Origin of the sequence: Actinoplanes sp. NPDC051494, from assembly GCF_044454705.1 — a bacterium.
In the GTDB taxonomy this organism is placed as follows: Bacteria; Actinomycetota; Actinomycetes; order Mycobacteriales; family Micromonosporaceae; genus Actinoplanes.
This window is the reverse complement of record NZ_JBITDZ010000003.1, coordinates 436,654-455,909: the sequence shown is the minus strand read 5'-3', so window position 1 is coordinate 455,909 and position 19,256 is coordinate 436,654. Positions and strand designations below refer to the sequence as shown.

General features: G+C 71.6%; 14 protein-coding genes. 5 read left to right on the top strand and 9 right to left on the bottom strand.

The annotated features are described in order from the left end of the window. Position 1: 1 nt before the first annotated feature. Both ACIA6A_RS14660 and ACIA6A_RS14655 read left to right on the top strand, forming a co-directional pair. Positions 2–1,294 carry a DUF58 domain-containing protein gene (locus ACIA6A_RS14660; RefSeq protein ID WP_396098104.1) on the top strand — a complete coding sequence of 431 codons (1,293 nt, stop codon included), beginning with the start codon at positions 2–4 and terminating at the stop codon, positions 1,292–1,294. Positions 1,295–1,310: 16 nt separating this feature from the next. Continuing rightward, positions 1,311–3,776 carry a DUF3488 and DUF4129 domain-containing transglutaminase family protein gene (locus tag ACIA6A_RS14655; protein WP_396098103.1) on the top strand — a complete coding sequence of 822 codons (2,466 nt, stop codon included), beginning with the start codon at positions 1,311–1,313 and terminating at the stop codon, positions 3,774–3,776. Positions 3,777–3,828: 52 nt separating this feature from the next. Here the strand turns inward: ACIA6A_RS14655 and ACIA6A_RS14650 are convergent, their stop codons facing one another. Together ACIA6A_RS14650 and ACIA6A_RS14645 are read right to left on the bottom strand one after the other, a co-directional pair. Next, positions 3,829–4,440 (bottom strand): YdeI family protein, encoded by a 612-nt coding sequence (locus ACIA6A_RS14650; protein ID WP_396098101.1) that lies wholly within the window; start codon positions 4,438–4,440, stop codon positions 3,829–3,831. A gap of 101 nt (positions 4,441–4,541) precedes the next feature. After that, the gene (locus ACIA6A_RS14645; protein WP_396098100.1) at positions 4,542–5,456 is read right to left on the bottom strand and encodes an NAD-dependent epimerase/dehydratase family protein; all 915 of its coding nucleotides are present in this window, start codon (positions 5,454–5,456) and stop codon (positions 4,542–4,544) included. 163 nt (positions 5,457–5,619) lie between these two features. Here ACIA6A_RS14645 and ACIA6A_RS14640 point away from each other — a divergent pair, with 163 nt between their 5' ends. Continuing rightward, entirely contained in the window at positions 5,620–6,222 is a 603-nt protein-coding gene (locus ACIA6A_RS14640) for a TetR/AcrR family transcriptional regulator (RefSeq protein WP_396098099.1), read from the top strand. Positions 6,223–6,459: 237 nt separating this feature from the next. Here ACIA6A_RS14640 and ACIA6A_RS14635 read toward each other — a convergent pair whose 3' ends face one another. From ACIA6A_RS14635 to ACIA6A_RS14620, 4 genes are all read right to left on the bottom strand, one after another. Then, on the bottom strand, positions 6,460–6,846 hold the full coding sequence (locus tag ACIA6A_RS14635) for a DUF3040 domain-containing protein (RefSeq protein WP_396098098.1): 387 nt from the start codon (positions 6,844–6,846) through the stop codon (positions 6,460–6,462). Between the two features lie 92 nt (positions 6,847–6,938). Then, a complete protein-coding gene (locus ACIA6A_RS14630) occupies positions 6,939–8,234 on the bottom strand; it encodes a DNA polymerase IV (RefSeq protein ID WP_396098097.1) in 1,296 nt (431 codons plus the stop codon). A 9-nt stretch (positions 8,235–8,243) separates the two neighbouring features. Next, positions 8,244–9,413, bottom strand: coding sequence for an alkaline phosphatase family protein (locus ACIA6A_RS14625; RefSeq protein WP_396098096.1), 1,170 nt, complete (start codon positions 9,411–9,413; stop codon positions 8,244–8,246). After that, a complete protein-coding gene (locus tag ACIA6A_RS14620) occupies positions 9,410–10,156 on the bottom strand; it encodes a methyltransferase domain-containing protein (protein ID WP_396098095.1) in 747 nt (248 codons plus the stop codon). Before ACIA6A_RS14620 ends, ACIA6A_RS14625 begins: the two co-directional genes overlap by 4 nt. A gap of 116 nt (positions 10,157–10,272) precedes the next feature. Between ACIA6A_RS14620 and ACIA6A_RS14615 the strand changes: the two genes are divergently transcribed. Both ACIA6A_RS14615 and ACIA6A_RS14610 read left to right on the top strand, forming a co-directional pair. Further along, entirely contained in the window at positions 10,273–10,848 is a 576-nt protein-coding gene (locus ACIA6A_RS14615; RefSeq protein ID WP_396098094.1) for a winged helix-turn-helix domain-containing protein, read from the top strand. After that, positions 10,845–12,107 (top strand): MFS transporter, encoded by a 1,263-nt coding sequence (locus ACIA6A_RS14610; RefSeq protein ID WP_396098093.1) that lies wholly within the window; start codon positions 10,845–10,847, stop codon positions 12,105–12,107. Before ACIA6A_RS14615 ends, ACIA6A_RS14610 begins: the two co-directional genes overlap by 4 nt. 33 nt (positions 12,108–12,140) lie before the next feature. On the opposite strand, the gene ACIA6A_RS14605 is transcribed toward ACIA6A_RS14610, so the two are convergent. The 3 genes from ACIA6A_RS14605 to ACIA6A_RS14595 form a co-directional block, all read right to left on the bottom strand. Further along, positions 12,141–15,374, bottom strand: a complete 3,234-nt coding sequence (locus ACIA6A_RS14605; protein WP_396098092.1) for a S8 family serine peptidase — start codon at positions 15,372–15,374, stop codon at positions 12,141–12,143. A gap of 97 nt (positions 15,375–15,471) precedes the next feature. Continuing rightward, positions 15,472–15,840 (bottom strand): SSI family serine proteinase inhibitor, encoded by a 369-nt coding sequence (locus ACIA6A_RS14600; RefSeq protein ID WP_396098091.1) that lies wholly within the window; start codon positions 15,838–15,840, stop codon positions 15,472–15,474. 78 nt (positions 15,841–15,918) lie between these two features. After that, positions 15,919–19,239, bottom strand: coding sequence for an error-prone DNA polymerase (locus ACIA6A_RS14595; RefSeq protein ID WP_396098090.1), 3,321 nt, complete (start codon positions 19,237–19,239; stop codon positions 15,919–15,921). Between the last annotated feature and the right edge of the window lie 17 nt (positions 19,240–19,256).

Genomic DNA, 19,256 nt, shown 5'->3' with positions numbered 1-19,256 from the left:
CATGCGGGAGGCGATGCGGGGTCTGTCGACCCGCGGCCGGTCGTTCCTCGCCGCCGCGGTGGCCGCCGGCATCTCGGCGATCATCCTCGGCGAGAAGGACCTGCTGCGGGTCGCGATCCTGCTGGCGGCGCTGCCGTTGCTGGCCGCCGCCTACGTCGGGCGCAGCCGCTACAAACTGGCGTGCACCCGTTCGCTGGAGCCGGGCCGCGCGCCGGTCGGCTCCAGCGCGCGGGTGATCCTGCGCCTGCAGAACCTGTCCCGGCTGCCCACCGGCACCCTCCTGCTCGAGGACCGCCTGCCGTACGCGCTCGGCAGCCGCCCCCGGGTGGTGCTCGAGCGACTCGGGGCGCACATGGCCAGCTCGGTGGCCTACACCGTGCGCGCCGACGTCCGCGGCCGTTACCCGGTCGGCCCGCTGGTCATCCGGCTGACCGACCCGTTCGGCCTGTGCGAGCTGACCCGCTCGTTCCCCAGCGTCGACAGCCTCACCGTCATCCCGCAGGTCGTCGCGCTGCCCGCGGTCCGCCTCGCCGGGGAGTACGCCGGCACCGGGGACAGCCGGGCCCGCTCGGTCGCCGTGCACGGCGAGGACGACGCCGCCACCCGGGAATACCGCCGCGGCGACGACCTGCGCCGGGTGCACTGGCGCTCCACCGCCCGGACCGGTGAGCTCATGGTCCGCCGTGAGGAACAACCGTGGGAGTCACGGGCGACGGTCGTGCTCGACACCCGGCTCTACGCCCACCGCGGCGAGGGCCCGACCGCCAGCTTCGAATGGGCGGTGTCGGCCGCCGCCAGCATCTCGGTCCACCTGCGGCACGCGGGCTACAAACTGCGCCTCGTCACGGGTACGGGCATCGACCTCGACGCCAACGAGATGGGTGGCGAGGGCGCGATCCTGGACACCCTCGCCGACGTCAAACCGACCACCGACGGCGACATCTCGACCCTCGTCGAGACGGTCCGCCGGCGCACCGACGGCGGCCTGGTGATCGGCCTGTTCGGCCTGCTCACCACCGCCGAGGCGCAGGTGCTGACCGGGCTGCGCAGCAACGGCGCGACCTGTATCGCCTTCTCCGTCGACAGCTCCACCTGGGTGAACATGACACCCGCCGACCGTCAGGAGGCCGACCGGCAGCACGCCGGGACGACACTGGCGCTCGTCCGCAGCGGCTGGCGCTCCCTGCCCGTGGCACACGGCGACTCGCTGGCGACGCTCTGGCCCTCGGCCGGGCGTGGCTCGCAGGGTTTCGCCTACCGCGCGGCGATGGCCGAGACCGTATCGGGAATGTGATGACAGGAGTCCCTCTGTGACCGGCCGACGACGGCTCGGGCTGGTGGCGGCCGCCGCGACACTGCTGTCGGCGGCCCCCCTCTCGGCGATCTTCGACACCTGGACCTGGCTGCTGCAGTGCACGCTGACGGTGGCCCTCGTCGCGGGAGCCGCGGTGCTCACCCGCACCCTGCGCTTCCCCACCTGGGCTCAGGCCGCCGGCATGGTGCTGGTGCTGCTGCTCACGCTCACCTGGATGTTCCCCAGCCAGGAGGAGTTCCTGTCGCTGATCCCGACACCCGGGACCTTCGCCCACTTCGGGGAGCTCTTCTCCGAGGCCGGCAACGACACCCGCGCGTACGGGGTCCCGGTGCCGGACCGCGACGGCCTGCTCTTCATCGCCGCGCTGGGGATCGGCTCGGTCGCGATCGCGGTCGACCTGCTCACCGTGGTGGCCCGGCGGCCGGCGCTGGCCGGCCTGCCGATGCTGGCCATCTACTCGGTCCCGGTCGCCGTCTACATCGACAGCGTCCCGGTCCTGTCGTTCATCGTCGGCGCGGTCGGTTTCCTCTGGCTGCTGGTCGCCGACAACGTCGACCGGGTCCGCCGCTTCGGCCGCCGCTTCACCGGTGACGGGCGCGACGTGGACGTCTGGGAACCCTCACCGCTGGCCGCCGCCGGGCGCCGGCTCGCCATCATCGGCGTCGCCGCGGCCGTCCTGCTCCCGCTGATCGTGCCCGGCCTCAACACCGGGCTGCTCAACCAGCTCACCCAGGCGGGATCGGGCGTGGGCGGCAGCGGTACGGGCGGTGGCGGCAACGGGCGCATCAACCTGTTCTCCGCGCTCTCCGGGCAGCTCACCACGACCACCACCACGAACTACGTCAAGGTGACGACCAACGAGCCGGACCCGTTCTACCTGCGTTTCGGCATCGCCGACGTGCTCAGCGACGAGGGCTTCAGCAACCGCACACCGACCGGGCGGCCGCTCTCCAGCGGCCTGGAGGACCCCCGCCAGAACCCGGACACCCAGGGCGGCGACTTCCAGACCTACCGCGCCGACGTGGAGATCACGAACGACTTCGCCCAGGCCCTCGCCCCGGTCTACGCCGCGACGGTCGACATGGACGGTCTCGACGGCGCCTGGTCCTACGACCGCAACGCCCAGGTGATCTTCTCCAACCGCTCGACCACCCGCGGCCAGAAATACTCGTTCGACTACGTCCGGGCCAAGTACACGCCCAACCAGCTGCGCCGCTCCGAGCCGCTGCCCTCCGACAGCGCCCTCGTGACCCAGCTGACCACCGTCCCCGACGATCCCGCGGTCGAGGCGCTGGTCGAGCAGCTGACCGACGGCCTGGACACCCCGTACGACAAGATCATGGCGTTGTACCGGCACTTCTCCAAGGACAACGGGTTCTCGTACAGCCTGACCGCGAACGCGGACGGCAACGCGTCGGCCATCGCCGCGTTCCTCGAGAACAAGCAGGGCTACTGCCAGCAGTACGCGGCGGCGCTCGCCTGGATGGCCCGCGCGGCCGGCATCCCGGCCCGGGTGGCGTTCGGCTTCACCCGGGGCAGCACCCGCGACGGCGACGCGTACGTCCTCACCAACCGCAACGCCCACGCCTGGACCGAGGTCTACCTCGACGGCTTCGGCTGGGTCCCGTTCGACGCCACCCCGGCCGCGGACGTGGTCGGCTCCAGCCGCTCGGCCTGGGCCCCCGACAACGACCGCCGCGCGGCACCGGAGGCCAGCGAGTCGGCCACGGCCGCCCCGGGTGCGTCCAGCTCGGCCGGCACCGGCTCCGCCGCCCGCCCCGACCGCGACGTGGACGCGGGCGCCGCCGGCGGCACGAGCACCCCGGCCGGCTCCGGCTTCTCGACCACAGCCCTGCTGATCGTGGCCGGCCTCGCCCTGCTGCTCGCGTTGCTGCTGGTCCCGGCCCTGCGCCGGATCCTGGTCCGCAAACGCCGGCACGCGGCCACCGCCCCGATCACGGTGAGTTCGTCGACCGCCGCCCCACCCGGCAGCCCCGGCGTCGAGGTCACCGTCACCACCGAGACGATCCAGGCCCGCGAGGACGCCCACGCCGCCTGGGACGAACTGGTCGACACCATGCTCGACTTCCGGGTCCCGGTCGACCCGACCGAGACCCCCCGGCACACCGCCCAGCGCCTCATCCGCGAAGCTGAGCTCGAGGCGGGCACCGCCCAGGCGGCCACCCTGCTGGGCCAGGCCGAGGAACGAGCCCGGTACGCCCGCAAGCCGTTGCGCGGTGAAGGCCTCACGGAGGCGCTCGCCGAGGTCCGCAAGGGCATGTCCGCCTCGGCCACGGCCCGTACCCGGCTGACGGCTCTGCTCCTGCCGCCCTCGGTCATGCTGCGGTGGCGGACCGATCTCGGTGAGTCCTCCACCCGGTGGATGGCTTCGCTCAGCAAGCTGCGGGAGGCGTCCTCGCGGTTCAACCCTCGGCGGATGCTGGCCAACCGGGCCAGGTAAAGGCCTTTCCCACCCCGGGACCGGCGGAGGACGGGGTGACCACGATGGCCCGTCAGGGGGTTGGCGGGCTCGCCGGTCTGGCTCGCTGCGGGTGGAACGTCTCGTGCCGGGCCAGCATGGCCACGAACTCGGCGATCTTCCGGGTCCGGGTCTCGGGCCGCTTGACGGCGTTGACCCGGCCGATGAGGGAGAAGATGTTCGCCTTGGTGAGCACGTCGAACATCGCCTGTGCCGCCGGTTCGGCGGCGATCGCGGCCAGCAGGTCGGCCGGCACCACCGCTTCCGACGGCGGCGCGTAGGCAGCCGTCCACCGCCCGTCGGCCTTGGCGGCGTCCACCGCGGCGCGGCCGGCGGGCAGCATCAGACCGGCCGCCTCCAGCCGGGCCACGTTGGCGACGTTGCGTTGCGACCAGATGCTGCGGGACCGGCGCGGGGTGAACCGCCGCCAGGAACTCGCGTCGTCGCGCTTGCGCGCCTGCCCGTCGATCCAGCCGAAGCACAGTCCCTCGTCGACCATCTGCTGCCAGGTCACCGTGGTGACAGAGCCGCCCTTCCGGGTCAGAGCGAGCCACACCCCGGGGGAAGCGGCGTGGTTGTCCACCAGCCACGCACGCAACGCCGCGCTGTCAGCCACGATCAACTCGTCCAGTTCGGTTGCTGCCACCAGAGCAGGCTAGTCGAGCAAGCATGCCGGACGGCAAAGCACTCACGGAGTGGCAGGTCACGTCCGTCCCGTTTCCGCGGAGTCGAACCGCCTCGGCGTGTTCAGGACGTGATCGTGCCGACCTGGTCGCGGATGGCGGTGTCGAGGTCGGTGGCGGTCAGGCCGAAGGTGTCAGCGGTCTCCGTCGCGTCCATGTGAAACGGGGCGTACCACTGGTAGTCCATCTCGGCCGTCTCGCGGGCGATCGGTATGACCAGTCCAGCCGTACGCATCGCGAAGCGTGGCATTTGAATCAAGGTGATCGGTGGCCGACCCGCGGCGACGGCGTAGCGGTGCGCCAGCTCGCGGATGGTGACGGCCGGCGGGGACGGCACGTGCCAGGCCCGGCCCCAGGCACGTTGGTCCTGGGCGAGCGTGGTCAAGGCCTTGGCCATGTCGCGGTTGACGGTGAAGGTGTGCGGCATGTCCAGGTGGCCGGGGATCCAGGCGGCGCGGCCCTTCATCAGGGCCGGCTCGATGACCATGGCGTAGAGGCCGGCCGCGTCTTTGCCGATGTAGTCGGCACCGCGGACCTCGACGGTGCGGATGCCGGCGGCGCGGGCCTGTTCCCACATCCGTTTGCGTAGGCGCCCTTTGCGGCCGGTAGCGGCCATGGGGGTGTGCTCGTTCATCCGGCCGCCGGGCTGCCGGCCGTAGGCGTAGAGACTGCCGGTGAGCGCCAGGACGGCGTCGTTCGCCTTTGCGGCAGTGATCGCTGCCGTCTGCATCGGTGGTAGCAAGCGTTCCCACGTCGTGTATGAGGGCGGGTTCGCACAGTGGTAGATCACTTTCGCGCCGCGGGACAGCTCGGTCAGGCGCGACGGGTCGGATGCGTCGGCGGCGACCCGCATGATCAGGGGGTGATCGGGGCCGGAGCCGCTGCGCGTGACGATCCGGACACTCTCGCCGTGGTCGGCGAGCAGCCGGGCGACGTTCGTACCGATGGAACCGGCGCCGATGATGACATGTTCGGCCATGACAGCTTTCTCCTTGAAACGGTCGGTCGGGTGCGGCGCACGTCCGCCCCGATATCTAACATTGTTAGATTACCTAACGCTGTTAAGTTAGCGACGCCGTGACGGCGCCGTCAAGGGCGGCGGCTAGTGTCCGTGGACACCATCTCCAGCAAGGTGACCGACCATGCCGACCCACACCAGACGAGCCCGCGAACGGGCGAGCACCCGCGAACGGATCATCGAGGCTGCCCTGCACGTCCTCGAGACCGAGGGTGCCGCGGCGCTGACGATCCGGCGCATCGCGACCGACGTCGAATACTCCGCGCCCGTCGTCTACCAGCACTTCGCCAACAAGGACGCCCTGGTGCTGGAACTCGTCGCGCACGGCCACCGCCTGATGCTGGACCAGTTCCGGCAAGCCGCCCAGGAGCCCGGCATCGACCGGCGCATGATGCGGATCGCGTCGGATTACGTCCGGTTCGCCGGCGCGCACCCGCACCTCTACGACGTCATGAACGGCACCGCAGTCGGAGCGGACGAGCGCCGGCGCGCCGCGGAACCAGCTGTCGACGTCCTCAAGGAACTGCTCACCACCTGGTCGGACGCACACGACGTGGTCCTTGCCGACCCCGACGAGGCCTGCGAGATCATCTGGGGCACGCTGTACGGCATAGCCTCGCTCGGCCACCTCGGCACCGACGGCAACCAGCGCGCCCGGCGACTCGCCGAACAGGCTCTCAGCGCGATCCTTCTCGGCTGGCGGGCCGGGGCACCGGAACACGGGTAGCCCGGCTCCGGCGGGCGCCTGTTCGACAACGCCGCGGCGTTCTCCAGATCACCGTCCAGCCGCATCAGGTCGGTCACACCGATGCGCTGCACCGGCGAATGACCGGGTGTTGCACATGGGTATGAGCGGCACCTCGGGAGATGCCGCTCGGGTGGGATCCCCGCTGGGGTCCACACGGCGACGGCGGCCTGGACGGCCGCCGGGTCGGCGTTCTGGTGGGTTAGCGGGGATCCACTGCTATCGGTGGCCTTCCGGGCGTTGGCGCCAGCGGTCCTCGAGGCGTTCGATGAAGCCACCTCGACGGGCCTGGCGGGTGCGACGGGTCGCGGTGCCGCCGACGACGTGCAGGTCCGGTGACTGCCCCTTGCGGCGGCTCTGGATCCCGAACGCGGCGGCGGCCAGCATCACCACGAAGCCGGCCACACCGAGCGGCGTACTTTTGCTCACCGTGCCATAGACAACCAGTGCTAGACCCAGGATGCCCACGAGCACCGCGACGACTAGCCGACGGCGGGCGTGGAACCGCGGGTCACTGTTGCGCACAGCCGAGGCGAACTTGGGGTCCTCGGCAAGCGACCGCTCGATCTGATCGAACAGCCGCTGTTCGTGCTCCGAGAGCGGCACGGCATTCCTCCCCGGGCGCATGTCCGGCCCTCCGGCTGAGGTGCAGGCGGGCCGATGGTGCGAGACAGCCGACCGGCTGCCTTACCGCAAGTCTACGAGGGGGTTGGCGGGTCGGAAAGCGGGACGACCGTCGAGTGCGGGTGATTTTCGGTTCTCCGAGGGTTGGTTCGTCCCAAAAGACTGGCGGGACCCAGAACCGCACGCCCGAACCGGGCCGCCACGGCGTCCGCCGCGGCCTCCGCCTCGCGCCAGCCGCGCTCGGGTTCGCCCAGCGTGAGCTGTCGTGCGGCGCCGGCGGCGGGGGCAAGACCCTCCACCCGGACGCCGAGCAGGCGGATCGGCTCGGCCGGGTCCAGCACCTGGAACAGCGCCCAGGAGGTCTCGAAGATCTCGCGGGACATATCGGTCGTCGTCGGGATCGTGCGGGACCGGCTGACCGTACGGAAGTCCGCCATCCGCACCTTGATCGACACCGTGCGACCCACGAGAGCGCCGCCGCGCAGCCGGGCACCGACCTTCTCGGCGAGCGAGAGCAGGCTGCGCCGCAGGACCGCGCGGTCCAGGACGTCGGTGTCGTAGGTCAGCTCGGCACCGATCGACTTCTCCTCGTGCTCGGGGACGACCCGGCGCGGGTCGCGGCCCCAGGCCAGCTCGTGCAGGTGGGTGGCGGACGCCTCACCGAGCGACGACCGCAGCATCCGGGCCGGCGCGTTGGCCAGGTCGCCGACGGTGGCGAGGCCGAGGCGGTGCAGGTGCTCGGCGGCCTTCTCACCGACGCCCCAGAGCGCGTCGACCGGCAGGGGGTGCAGGAACTCGAGCACCTGGCCGGCCGGGACGACGATCATGCCGTCCGGCTTGGCCCGCGTGGAGCCGAGCTTGGCCACGAACTTGCTCGGCGCGACCCCCACCGAGCAGGTCAGCCGCTGCTGTTCGAGGACCTTGTCGCGGATCGCCCGGGCGATCACCGCGGGCCGGCCGAGCAGCCGCTGGGCCCCGGTCACGTCGAGGAACGCCTCGTCCAGCGACAACGGCTCGACCAGTGGGGTCACGTCCCGGAAGATCTGCATGACGGCCCGGGAGGCGGCGTTGTACCCGTCGAAGTCCGGTGGCAGGAACACCGCGTGCGGGCAGAGCGCCCGTGCCCGGGCGGCCGGCATCGCGCTGCGGATGCCGTATCGCCGGGCCTCGTAGCTGGCCGAGCTGACCACCCCGCGCGGGCCCACACCACCGACCACGACGGGGCGTCCCCGCAGCTCGGGGCGCCGGCGCACCTCGACCGACGCGAAGAACGCGTCCATGTCGACGTGCAGGATGGTGCATCCCGCGTCGTCGGCCTCCGGCCCGAACCGCGGGTCGGAGCCGCGCCCGATCGCCTGACTTCTTCCCACCGGCAGAGACTAGAGCGGGGGTGTGACACAACTGAGCAGCGGAACGGTCATCTCGGCGGCGGTGAGTGACCCGTGGTACGCCACGAGACGGCCGACGTTCGGCGGTTCCCAGCCACCGGCCAGCACGACCTCGTGGTCGAGGCAGGCGACCACGACGTCCCCGATCCGGCCCCGGTGAGCGTCGGGGACCGGGCCGAACAGCCCCTCGGCGATGGCGCCGTCCCGCGTCAGGACCAGCGCGGAGAGCTGCGAGTACGCCGCGACGACGTCGTCCACGGCCCCCGGCTCGACAGAGAGGTGACGCATCCGGGGCTCGCCGGCCACCCCGGTCACCCCGGCCGCGAGGTCGGGCTCGAGGGCCAGGTCACGACGCCCCTCGGCGGGGATGTTCAGCTGTCCGTGATCGGCGGTGACCAGCAGGGCGCAGCGCGGTGGCAGCCGCTCGGCGAGCCGGGTGATCAGCCGCCCCACCTCGACCGCGGCGGTGATCCATGCCGGCGAACCGACCCCGCTGCCGTGACCGTGGTGGTCCAGGTCGGGGTGGTATCCGTACACGATGCCGGGTCGGTCCAGAGCTTCGAGCATGCCGGCGACGAGGGCGTCCGGATCGGCGGCACCGACAAAAGCGGCACCGCGGTAACAGGCGGTGGTCAGCCCGCTGCCCCGGAATCCCGGTCTGGTCACCAGGGTCGCGGGGATCCCGGCGCCGACCGCGGTCTCGAACCGGGTGGGCAGCGGCTGCCAGCTCGCCGGATCGGGATCCGACCCCCACTGGATGTGGTTGAGCACGCCGCCGTCCGGTCTGCGCACGGTGAACCCGAGGATCCCGTGCTCCCCCGGCGGCGCCCCGGTCCCCAGCGTCGCCAGGCTGACCGGCGTCGTGGACGGAAAACCCGAGGTCAGCGTGTCCCCGTCCAGCTGCGCCAGGATCGGCGCGTGCGCCGAGGCCAACCCCATCTGGTACGCGCCGAGCCCGTCGATCAGCAGCACGGCCACCCGGTCGACGTCCCCGAGCCGCCCACCCAGCCCCAGCACGTCCGTGGCACCGGGCACCCCGAGCACCGCCGACACGCTGGGTAGCAGGTCGGCCAGGCTGCCCCGGCCGTACGCGGGCCGCACCACGGCGAGCGGGTCCCCCAGCGGAACCAGGGGCGGCGGGACCGGTGGCGGCGGGATCATGGGCGGCGGGCGAAGACGTGCAGCTGGGCGGCGATGTCGCGGAACGGTGGGCGGGCCGCCAGCGCGAGCTCCAGCTCCAGCATGGTGCGGGGGTCGCCCTCGACGACCGCGGGCGGCAGCAGGTCGGTGAGGACCCGCACCCCGTGGGTCTCCTCGACGGTGAGGCCCGCGGCGCCGAGCAGGGCCGCGGCCGACTCCGCGTCATAGCGCCGGCGCAGGTTGTCGCGCTGGCCGGCCCGGCCGTCCGGGTCGGTGAGCAGGGCCGATGCCGCGCCGAGGTGGCCGTTGACGGCGCGGGCGAGGATCGCGGCGGCGCGGCTCGCGACCAGCAGGCTGAGGGCGCCGCCGGGGCGCAGGGCGGTGGTGACCGCGGTGACGACCTCGGCCGGGTCGTCGACGACCTCGAGGACAGCGTGGCACAGGATGAGGTCGACGCTGCCCGGCTCGACCAGGCCGGAGAGGGCGTCGCCGTCGCCCTGCACGGCGCGGACCCGGCCGGCGACGCCGGCGTCGGCGGCCCGGCGGGTGAGGGCGGCGAGGGCGTCGGGGCTGGCGTCGACCACGGTGACCGTGTGCCCGAGCTCGGCCAGCGGGACGGCGAATCCACCGGTGCCGCCGCCGACGTCGAGCACGGTCAGCTCCCGGCCGGCGTGCCGGTCCAGCTCCCGGCGCAGCACCGCCCAGACGGCGGCGGTGCGCACGGAGACGGGCGGTCGGGGGGTTCGCGTCGATGCGGTGTCCACATCCGCAGCGTATCGGCCCCGCCCAGCAGGCGGGACGGCGCGCCGGGCGCCCGCCCCCGCCAGCAGATGCTAGAGGAGTGTTGCTAAAGCTGTGTTTATAAAGCATTCTCTAGCGTATGGCTCCCGAAGAACGTACGACGATCCGGCTGGACGACCCGCGGGCACTGCGCGCCTACGCGCACCCGTTGCGGCTCAGCCTGATCGGGATGCTGCGGCGCAACGGGCCGATGACCGCCACCCAGTGCGCCGCCGCCCTGGACGAGAACGTGCCGAACTGCTCGTTCCACCTGCGGCAGCTCGCGAAGTACGGGCTGGCCGAACGGGCGCCCGCGGCCGACGGGCGGGAGCGGCCCTGGCAGGCGACCGCGAGCAGCACGTCCTGGACCGACGACTCGGACGACCCGGAGACCCGGGTCGCGACCGACCAGCTGAACACGGCGATCTTCCGGCACTACATCCGGCGGACCGAGGCCTATCTGGCGATCCGCGGCGACGAGCCCGCCGAGTGGCGCAACGCGGCCGGATTCAGCGACGAGATGATCTATGTGACCGCGGAGCAGCTGGTCGCCCTCAACGAGCAGGTCGAGGCGCTGCTCGAGCCGTTCCGGGACAGGTCCGCGCGAGCCGAGGGCTCCCGCCCGGTCGCCGTCGTCCAGATGGCGATACCCACACCCGAGGACGGCGCGCCGTGACCACCGAGACCCGGCCGGGGACCGGACCGGTGCTGCTCCGCGACCGGGTGTTCCGGCGCTACTGGTCCGCCCACGTCGTGTCGATGGTCGGCGACCAGATCTCGCTCATCGCGATCCCGCTGCTCGCCGTGCTGACGATCGGTGCCGGCCCGGCCGAGATGGGCTACCTGACCGCCGCGGCGCTGCTGCCGAACCTCTTCCTCTCGCTGCTCGCCGGGGCATGGGTGGACCGGCGGACCGACAAGCGCAAGGTCATGATCGGTGCCGACCTGGGCCGGGCCGCGCTGCTCGCGGTGGTGCCGGTGCTGGCGTTCACCGGGGTGCTGCACCTGTGGCACCTCTACGCGCTGTCCTTCGCCATCGGCACGCTCACCGTTCTCTACGAGGTGGCCGACGGCAGCCTCTTCGCGTCGGTGGTGGAGCGGCCGGACTACATCGCCGCCAACTCGCTGACCAACGGCGCCCGGGCCATGTCGTTCGTGGCCGGCCCGAGCGCGGGCGGCATCCTCGTGCAGGTGCTCACCGCGCCGTTCGCGCTGGTGGCGGACGTGTTGTCGTACCTCGGATCGGCCCTGCTGCTGTCCCGGATCGCCCCGCCGGAGCACGCCGGCTCCCGATCGGAGGGTGCCGGCCTCGGGATCGGCTCCGGGCTCGCGTTCATCTTCCGCTCCGCGGTGCTGCGGCAGCTCCTGCTCGGCGCCACCACGATCAACCTGTTCAACTACGTCTTCCACGCGCTGCTGATCCTCTATGTGACCACGGTGCTGGGCATCTCGCCCGGCATGCTCGGCGCGCTGATCGGCATCGCGTCGATCGGCGGGCTGCTGGGTGCCGCGGTCGCCGGCCCGCTCACCCGCAGTTTCGGCATCGGCCCGATCGTGGTCCTCGGCTACCTGGCGTTCCCGCTCCCCCTGATCCTGATCCCGCTCGCCGGCGGCCCTCAGCCGGTGGTGATCGGCATGCTGCTGGCCGCGGAGTTCCTGTCCTGCCTCGGCGTGATGATCCTCGACATCGGGGTCGGTTCCCTGCAGACCGCGGCCACCCCGCACTCCCGGCTCTCCCTGGTCAAAGGCGCCCAGCGCACGGTCAACTACGGGGTACGCCCGATCGGTGCGCTGCTCGGCGGAACCCTCGGCACGCTGATCGGGGTGCACGCGGCACTGTGGATCGGCGCGGTCGGCGCGGTGACCGGCGTGCTGTTCGTCCTGTTCTCCCCCGTCCCCCGCATGCGCGAGCTGCCCGGCTCCGAGCCGGGGTGACGGACCGTGGCCCGTCACCCCGGGTGCTGGATGTCAGCTGATCGGGTACGCCCGGATCACGGTCTGGCCGACCGTGCCGGCCCGGGTGGTCGCCGTGCCGCGCAGCGAGACGAAGCCGGCCCGGCCAGGGTGCCGGATCTCGATGCTGCGGTGGTCACCGGAGCCCTTCACCGGCACCGGCCGCCAGGTCCGGCCGTCGTCGAACGAGACCTCGGTGGTGACCTTGCCGACCCGTGACGCCACCTGCTGGTCGACGTGGACCGGCACGGTGACCACCCGGCCGGCGCGGCCGACGTTGTGGTCGCTCAGCGGTGGGCTCCAGCGGATCGTGGACATCGCGATCCGCTGCGGGTCCGCACCCGCGACGTGCCCGGAACGGAACGTCCACGAGCCGGTCACCTTCGTCGACAGGGTGTGCGGCGCGCTCCGGTTCACGACCAGGTCGAGGCGGTAGTTGCCGGGCCCGGCCGGCAGCTCGAACTGGCCGTACTCGGTGTCGGTCGCGCTGACCGGCTTGCCGTCGCGGTACAGCGCGAGCCGGGCCGAGTCCAGCGTGGAATACCCGGGGTGCCCGGCACCGTCCCCGTGGGTGGGCGGCGACGCGTACAGGGTGTCGCCGATCCGGAACACGAAGTCGTACGGCGACGAGACACCGGCCACGCTCGGCGCGAAGACGCCCTTGTTCCATTCCTGCCGGTACGTCTTACCGGCGCGCAGCTGGGCCGGCGGCTGGGACAGGTAGCTGAGGTCGACCGGCCAGTCGTCCTCGGTGGGCGGCGGGGCCTGCTGGTAGAAGTCCGCGGCCCAGGTGGCGCCGCCGTCGGTGTTGACGTACTCGGTGCGCTGGAACGGCAGGTCGAACGGGATGTACACCGACCAGGAACCGGCGTCGCCGTGCCGGGCCGAGTTGGCCTTGACCCCGGTCGCCCCGGTGGCCGCGGCGGCGTACGAGGCCTTGATGGTGGCGAGGTCACGGGTCCGGACGTTCTTGCGGAACCCGTCGTACATCGTCCCTTCGGAGAACCAGGCCAGGTCGTACGTGTACGGGCTGTTGTGCAGCGTCCCCGCCGCGTCCGCCCTGGCGTACGACGCGTTGATCGAGGCGGTGAACGGCTCGAACGGGGTCCGCGGCCCGAGCTGTCCGGTGTAGAGCGCAACGGTGTCGTCACCACCGGCGCCCGCGCCGAGCCAGACGGCGTCGGTCTGCCATTCGGCACTCGCCACGAGCAGGGTGTTCACCGCCCCGGCCGTCGGCACGGTGACCTTGACCGGCTTCGCCACCCGGGCGTCGACCCTGATCGTGGAGTCATCGGTGACGAACAGCCGGGGCTGGGCGAGCAGGGTCGTGTCCTCGTCACCGATGAAGGAGAACAGGCCGTACTCCCCCTTGGGCAGCCGCTTGGTGCCGGAGCCCTGCAGCTCGTGGGTCGAGCCGGTGTTGTGCTCGAACAGGACCACGAGGGAATTCTCGGCGGGGTTGCCGGCGCGGTCGATCACGTCGATGGCGACGTTGTAGCTCTCCGGCTCGCGGAACACCCCGACCGGGGTCTCGACCCGGAGCCCACCCGCGGCGGTGGCGGTGAGGTAACCGCTGTGGAAGCCGTCCTCGACGTCGGCGCTGGTGTCCGCGGTGATCGTGGTGGTGGCCGTGCCGCCGGCCGGCACGGTGAGGGTGGTGGCGGCGAGGGTGAACACCTCGGCGGGCGCGGACAACGCGAGCGACAGGGTGACCGCGGTGGTGCCGTCGTTGCGGTAGGTCACCGTCCTGGTCTCGGGCTGGTCGTCGTCGTGCGGCCAGAGCCCGCCCCGAAAGCTGACCGTGCCCTCGTCGACGGCGACCTGCTGGGTGATCGCCCGGGCCACGTCGACCCGGCCGGCGCCCTGGCCGTACACGGTGACACCCTCGGTCGGCTGCGCCGCTCCCATGAGGACGGTCTTGCGCTGGTTCGGCGACCAGCCCGGGTGCTGCTGGGTGAGGATCGCCGCGGCCCCCGCGACGTGCGGGGTGGCCATCGAGGTGCCGGACAGGCTGGAATATCCCGCGACGGGCGCCGGCCCGCCGATCACGTCGTGCGCCGCCTTCGCCGCGACGATCTCGACGCCGGGCGCGGTGATCTCAGGCTTGATCGCGTTGTCGCCGACCCGGGGGCCGCGGCTGGAGAAGTCGGCGAGCTGGTCGTCACGGTCGACGGCACCGACCGCGAGCGCGGCGTCGGCGCTGGCCGGGGACCCGACCGTGGCGTCGCCTCCGGCGTTGCCGGCCGCGATGACGAACAGCGTGCCGTACTGCGCGGTGAGGTCGTTGACCGCGGCTTCGAGCGGGTCGATGCTCTCGCTGTCGCCACCACCGAGGCTCATGTTGACGACCGGGGCCCTGGTCGCGGCCCAGGCCATGCCGGCCAGGATGTCGGACTCCTCGCAGAACGAGGTGCCGCAGACCTTGCCGATCGCCAGCTTCGCACCGGGGGCCACGCCCTTGTAGCGGCCACCCGACGCGGCACCGGTGCCGGCGATGGTCGACGCGACGTGCGTGCCGTGGCCCACCTCGTCGTCGGTGGACGCGGTGGTGGTGAAGTTCGCCGACTCCGCGATCTGCCCGGCCAGGTCCGGATGGGTGGCGTCGATGCCGGTGTCCAGCACCGCGACGGTGACGCCGGTGCCGTCGAGACCGGCCTGCCACGCGGCGGGAGCCCCGATCTGCGGCACACTCACGTCGAGGCTGATCTTGCGCTTGCCGTCGAGCCAGATGTGGTCGACCCCGGCCCGCAGCGAGCGCGCCGAGTTCGTACCCGTGGTGAGGGTCTTCCAGAGCTCGGCCCGGCCCTGCCGGTCCGCACGGACCGCGACCGCCCCGACGACCGGCAGGTCGCGTTTGACCGTGACGCCGTCGACCGCGGACGCGCGCCGGGACCGGCCCTCGACCAGCAGCGGCAGCTCGTCGGTGTAGCCGGCTTCGGCCAGCGTCGTGACGTTGAACAGCCGTTCGTCGAGCCGGCCGGCTTTCAGCAGCGGCAACGCGTCGACCGGGATGACCGACCGGCCCTGCTTCGTGCGGGTGGTGACGAAGCGCGTGCCGGCGCGCCCGGGACCGGGCTGGACGGCGGTGCTTCCGCTCGCGCCGAGAACGACCCGGTCACCGGTGATCAGCGTGACCGAGGTGGCGCGGGCGGAAGCGGGTGGTTCGGCGACAACAGGGGAACCGTGGGCCGGTGTGCCCAGAGCTCCGACAGTGATCGAGACGAGACCTGACAGCAAAGCCAGACGCATGCGTCCTCCCCAAGGACCGGGTAATTCCCGGTCTGAAGGTATAGACGCTCACCAGTGAATGGCGGGTGCGCGGCCCAACTGACAGAAAGGTGACAATTTAGAAGATCATCACAATTCCGGTTGCCACCCGCATCTGACACGCATTGCCGAATGTGCGCGACCAGTCGATTTTCGTGCCCCTCCACGAACCCCGGACAGCGGCCGTGACCGGGGAATACTCCATCGTGCACATCGCCTTGGCCGGCTTGAGCCTCGCCGGGTCACCGCCGGCCTTCGCCAGCGCCTTGCAGGCGTTGCCCTTCCTCGGATGCGGCCCGCCGGCCGGGTCGCAGCGGAGCACGACCGCCGCGGCGTAACCGGCTTCCGCCTGATAACTCAACCGCAGTTCGGTACGCGGGGCGGCAGCCTCGGCCGGTGCGGCGGCGGCGGCCAGCAGGACCGTGGACAGGACGATGGTGCGGATCATGGCAACACTCCCCTTCTCGCGCATCCGGTCTACCCGATAAAAGGTGCAAGACACGCAGAACGGAAATATACGGTCTGCTCAGCGGAAGTCACGGGACGCGGGGGTCACCGGCGGGGTGAGCGCCTCCAGCCGGTCCGCCACCAGGTTGAGCACCCCTTCCGACTTCTCCAGCCGCCCGCGCACGATCAGCGCCGAGCTGGTCCGGGCCACCCGCCGGTAGCGCTGCCACAACCCCGGTGAGCAGGTCACATTCAACATCCCGGTCTCGTCCTCCAGGTTGATGAACGTGACCCCGCCCGCGGTCGCCGGCCGCTGCCGGTGGGTGACGATGCCACCGGCCCGGATCCGGGTGCCGGCCTCGACCCGGCCCAGCCGGTTGATCGGCACCGCACCCCGGCGCTGCATCTCGGCCCGGATGAACTGCGCCGGGTGCGCGTCCGGGGACAACCCGGTCGCCCACACGTCCGCGACGAGCGCGTCCACGTCACCCATGCCGGGCAGGGTCGGCGCGCTCGTCCCGGTGATCGTGCCGGGCAGGCGGTCCGGCCGGTCCTGCGCCGCGGCACCCGCCGCCCACAACGCCTCCCGGCGCGACAGACCGAAACCGGCAAAAGCATCGGCGGTCGCGAGGGCCTCCAGGTGGGCGGTCGAACACCCGGTCCGCCGGGCAAGATCGTTCATGTCACGGTACGGCCCAGAAGTGCGCCGTTCCTCCTCGATCCGCTCCGCCAGCTCGGCTCCGAGCGTGCGGACACTCGACAGCCCCATCCGCACGGCCGGCCCACCCAGCCCCCACGCGTGCGGCGGCTCGTCCGGCAGGGCGCCCCACCGGGTGGCCGGCGTCGACTCCAGCGTCGCCGCGGCGGCACTGCGGTTGATGTCCGGCCGGCGCACCTCGACCCCGTGCCGGCGCGCGTCGTCGACCAGCGACTGCGGCGAGTAGAAACCCATCGGCTGCGCGTTGAGCAGAGCCGCGCAGAACGGGGCCGGGTGATACCGCTTGAGCCACGCGCTCGCGTACACGAGATAGGCGAAACTCATCGCGTGGCTCTCCGGGAACCCGTAGTTGGCGAACGCGGACAGCTTCATGAAGAGCTCGTCGGCGAGGTCACCGGTGATGCCACGGTCCGCCATTCCGTCGTACAACCGCTTCTTGATCCGCTCCATCTTCTCCGCGGACCTTTTTGATCCCATCGCGCGGCGCAACTGATCCGCCCCGGCCGGGTCGAAGCCGGCGACGTCGATGGCGAGCTGCATGAGCTGTTCCTGGAACAACGGGACACCGAGCGTCTTCTCCAGCGCGTTACGCATGAGCGGGTGCGGATAGGTGACTTCCTCGAGCCCGTTCTTGCGCCTGATGAACGGGTGCACCGAGCCGCCCTGGATCGGCCCCGGGCGGATCAGCGCGACCTCGACCACCAGGTCGTAGAACTCCCGCGGCTTGAGCCGGGGCAGCGTGGCCATCTGTGCGCGGCTCTCCACCTGGAAGACGCCGACCGAATCGGCCCGGCACAGCATCGCGTACACCTGGTCGTCGTCGAGCCGCATCGTGCCGATGTCCAGATCGGACTCGATCATGTCGTACGCGTAGTGCAGCGCCGACAGCATCCCGAGCCCCAGCAGGTCGAACTTGACCAGCTCGACCGCCGCGCAGTCGTCCTTGTCCCACTGCAACACCGTGCGGCCCGGCATCCGCCCCCACTCGACCGGGCAGACCTCGATGATCGGCCGGTCGCAGATGACCATGCCCCCGGAGTGGATGCCCAGGTGACGCGGGAAACCCTGCACCTGGTTCGCGAAGTCGACCACGTGCTCCGGGATGTCCTCCACGTCGAGCTGGGCGACGCTGCCCCACCGGTCGATCTGCTTGCTCCACGCGTCCTGCTGCCCCGGCGAGAACCCGAACGCCTTGGCCATGTCCCGCACCGCCGACCGCGGCCGGTACGAGATGACGTTCGCGACCTGGGCGGTGTGCTCGCGGCCGTACTTGGTGTACACGTACTGGATGACCTCCTCGCGCCGGTCGGACTCGATGTCGACGTCGATGTCCGGCGGGCCGTCCCGCTCCGGTGCCAGGAACCGCTCGAACAGCAGGTCGTACCGCACAGCGTCCACATTGGTGATGTACAGCGCGTAACAGACCGCGGAGTTCGCCGCCGAACCCCGCCCCTGCGCGTAGATCTTCCTGTCCCGGCAGAACGCCACGATGTCCTCGACCACCAGGAAGTAGCCGGGGAAGTTCAGCTCCTCGATCATCCGCAGCTCGTGCTCCAGCTGCTCATACGCTCTCGGATGGGCCTGCGGCGGGCCGTACCGCTCCCGCGCGCCCCGCATGGTCAACTCCCGCAGCAGGCTCATCTCGGTGCGGCCCTCGATGTCGAACGACGGCAGCCGCGGCGCCACCAGGTTCAGGTCGAACGCGAGATCGTCACCGAACATCGCGGCGTTCTCCACCGCCCCCGGATACGCCGCGAACAGCCGTTTCATCTCGGCACCGCTGCGCAGGTGCGCGGTCCCGGCGGCGGGCAGCCAGCCGTCCATGTCGTCCAGGCCACGCCGGGCCCGCACCGCGGCGAGCGCGGTCGCCAGCCGCCGCCGGCCCGGGGTCGCATAGTGCACGTTCCCGGTCGCCACCACCTCCAGCTTCCGGCTGCGGGCCAGCTCGAACAACACATCGTTACGGTCGTCGTCGTACGGGTCACCGAGCGCGGTCAGCTCCACGACGACGTTGCCCCGCCCGAACAGCCGCACCAGCCGGTCCAGCTCCCGAGCCGCGCCGGTCACCCCCTCGGTGGCCAGGGCCCGCGGCACGCTGCCCTTGCGGCACCCGGTCAGCACCAGGACGTGGTCGCGCAGGACGTCGGCGATCCGCTCCAGGTCCCCGTACGCCGGCTTGCCCTTCTCCGCGCCGTCGAGCTGACCCCGGGAAATGGTCCGGGCCAGGCGGGCGTACCCCTCCGGTCCGTGCGCGAGGGCGAGCAGATGCCGGCCCTCCGGATCGGCCTCGCCGTTCTGCGGTTTCGCCAGATCCAGCGACAACTCGGCGCCGAAGACGGTGGGCAGACCCAGCTCCCGCGCGGCCTGCGAGAACCGCACCACCCCGTAGAAACCGTCGTGATCGGTGACGGCGAGCGCGGTCAATCCGAGCCGGGCGGCCTCCTCGGCCAGTTCCTCGGGATGGCTGGCCCCGTCGAGAAAACTGAAATTCGTGTGACAGTGCAATTCGGCGTATCGGTCGTCGCTGACCTTCTTGATGAACGCGGGCGCCTCGTAACGCTCCCGTTTCCGGCTCCAGGCCGGCGCATCCCCGCCGTCCCCGTCGACGACCTGCAGATGCCGCTTACCGGTGAGCTTGCCCTCCAGCTCACCCCACGACACCGGCGGATTATGGAAACTCATCGCCCGCGCCTCCCAGC

Coding starts and splice junctions, on each gene's coding strand:
- ACIA6A_RS14660 (WP_396098104.1), top strand. CDS start 2: ATGCGGGAGGCGATGCGGGGTCTGTCGACCCGCGGCCGGTCGTTCCTC.
- ACIA6A_RS14645 (WP_396098100.1), bottom strand. CDS start 5,456: ATGGCCGAACATGTCATCATCGGCGCCGGTTCCATCGGTACGAACGTC.
- ACIA6A_RS14640 (WP_396098099.1), top strand. CDS start 5,620: ATGCCGACCCACACCAGACGAGCCCGCGAACGGGCGAGCACCCGCGAA.
- ACIA6A_RS14625 (WP_396098096.1), bottom strand. CDS start 9,413: ATGATCCCGCCGCCACCGGTCCCGCCGCCCCTGGTTCCGCTGGGGGAC.
- ACIA6A_RS14615 (WP_396098094.1), top strand. CDS start 10,273: ATGGCTCCCGAAGAACGTACGACGATCCGGCTGGACGACCCGCGGGCA.
- ACIA6A_RS14605 (WP_396098092.1), bottom strand. CDS start 15,374: ATGCGTCTGGCTTTGCTGTCAGGTCTCGTCTCGATCACTGTCGGAGCT.
- ACIA6A_RS14600 (WP_396098091.1), bottom strand. CDS start 15,840: ATGATCCGCACCATCGTCCTGTCCACGGTCCTGCTGGCCGCCGCCGCC.
- ACIA6A_RS14595 (WP_396098090.1), bottom strand. CDS start 19,239: ATGAGTTTCCATAATCCGCCGGTGTCGTGGGGTGAGCTGGAGGGCAAG.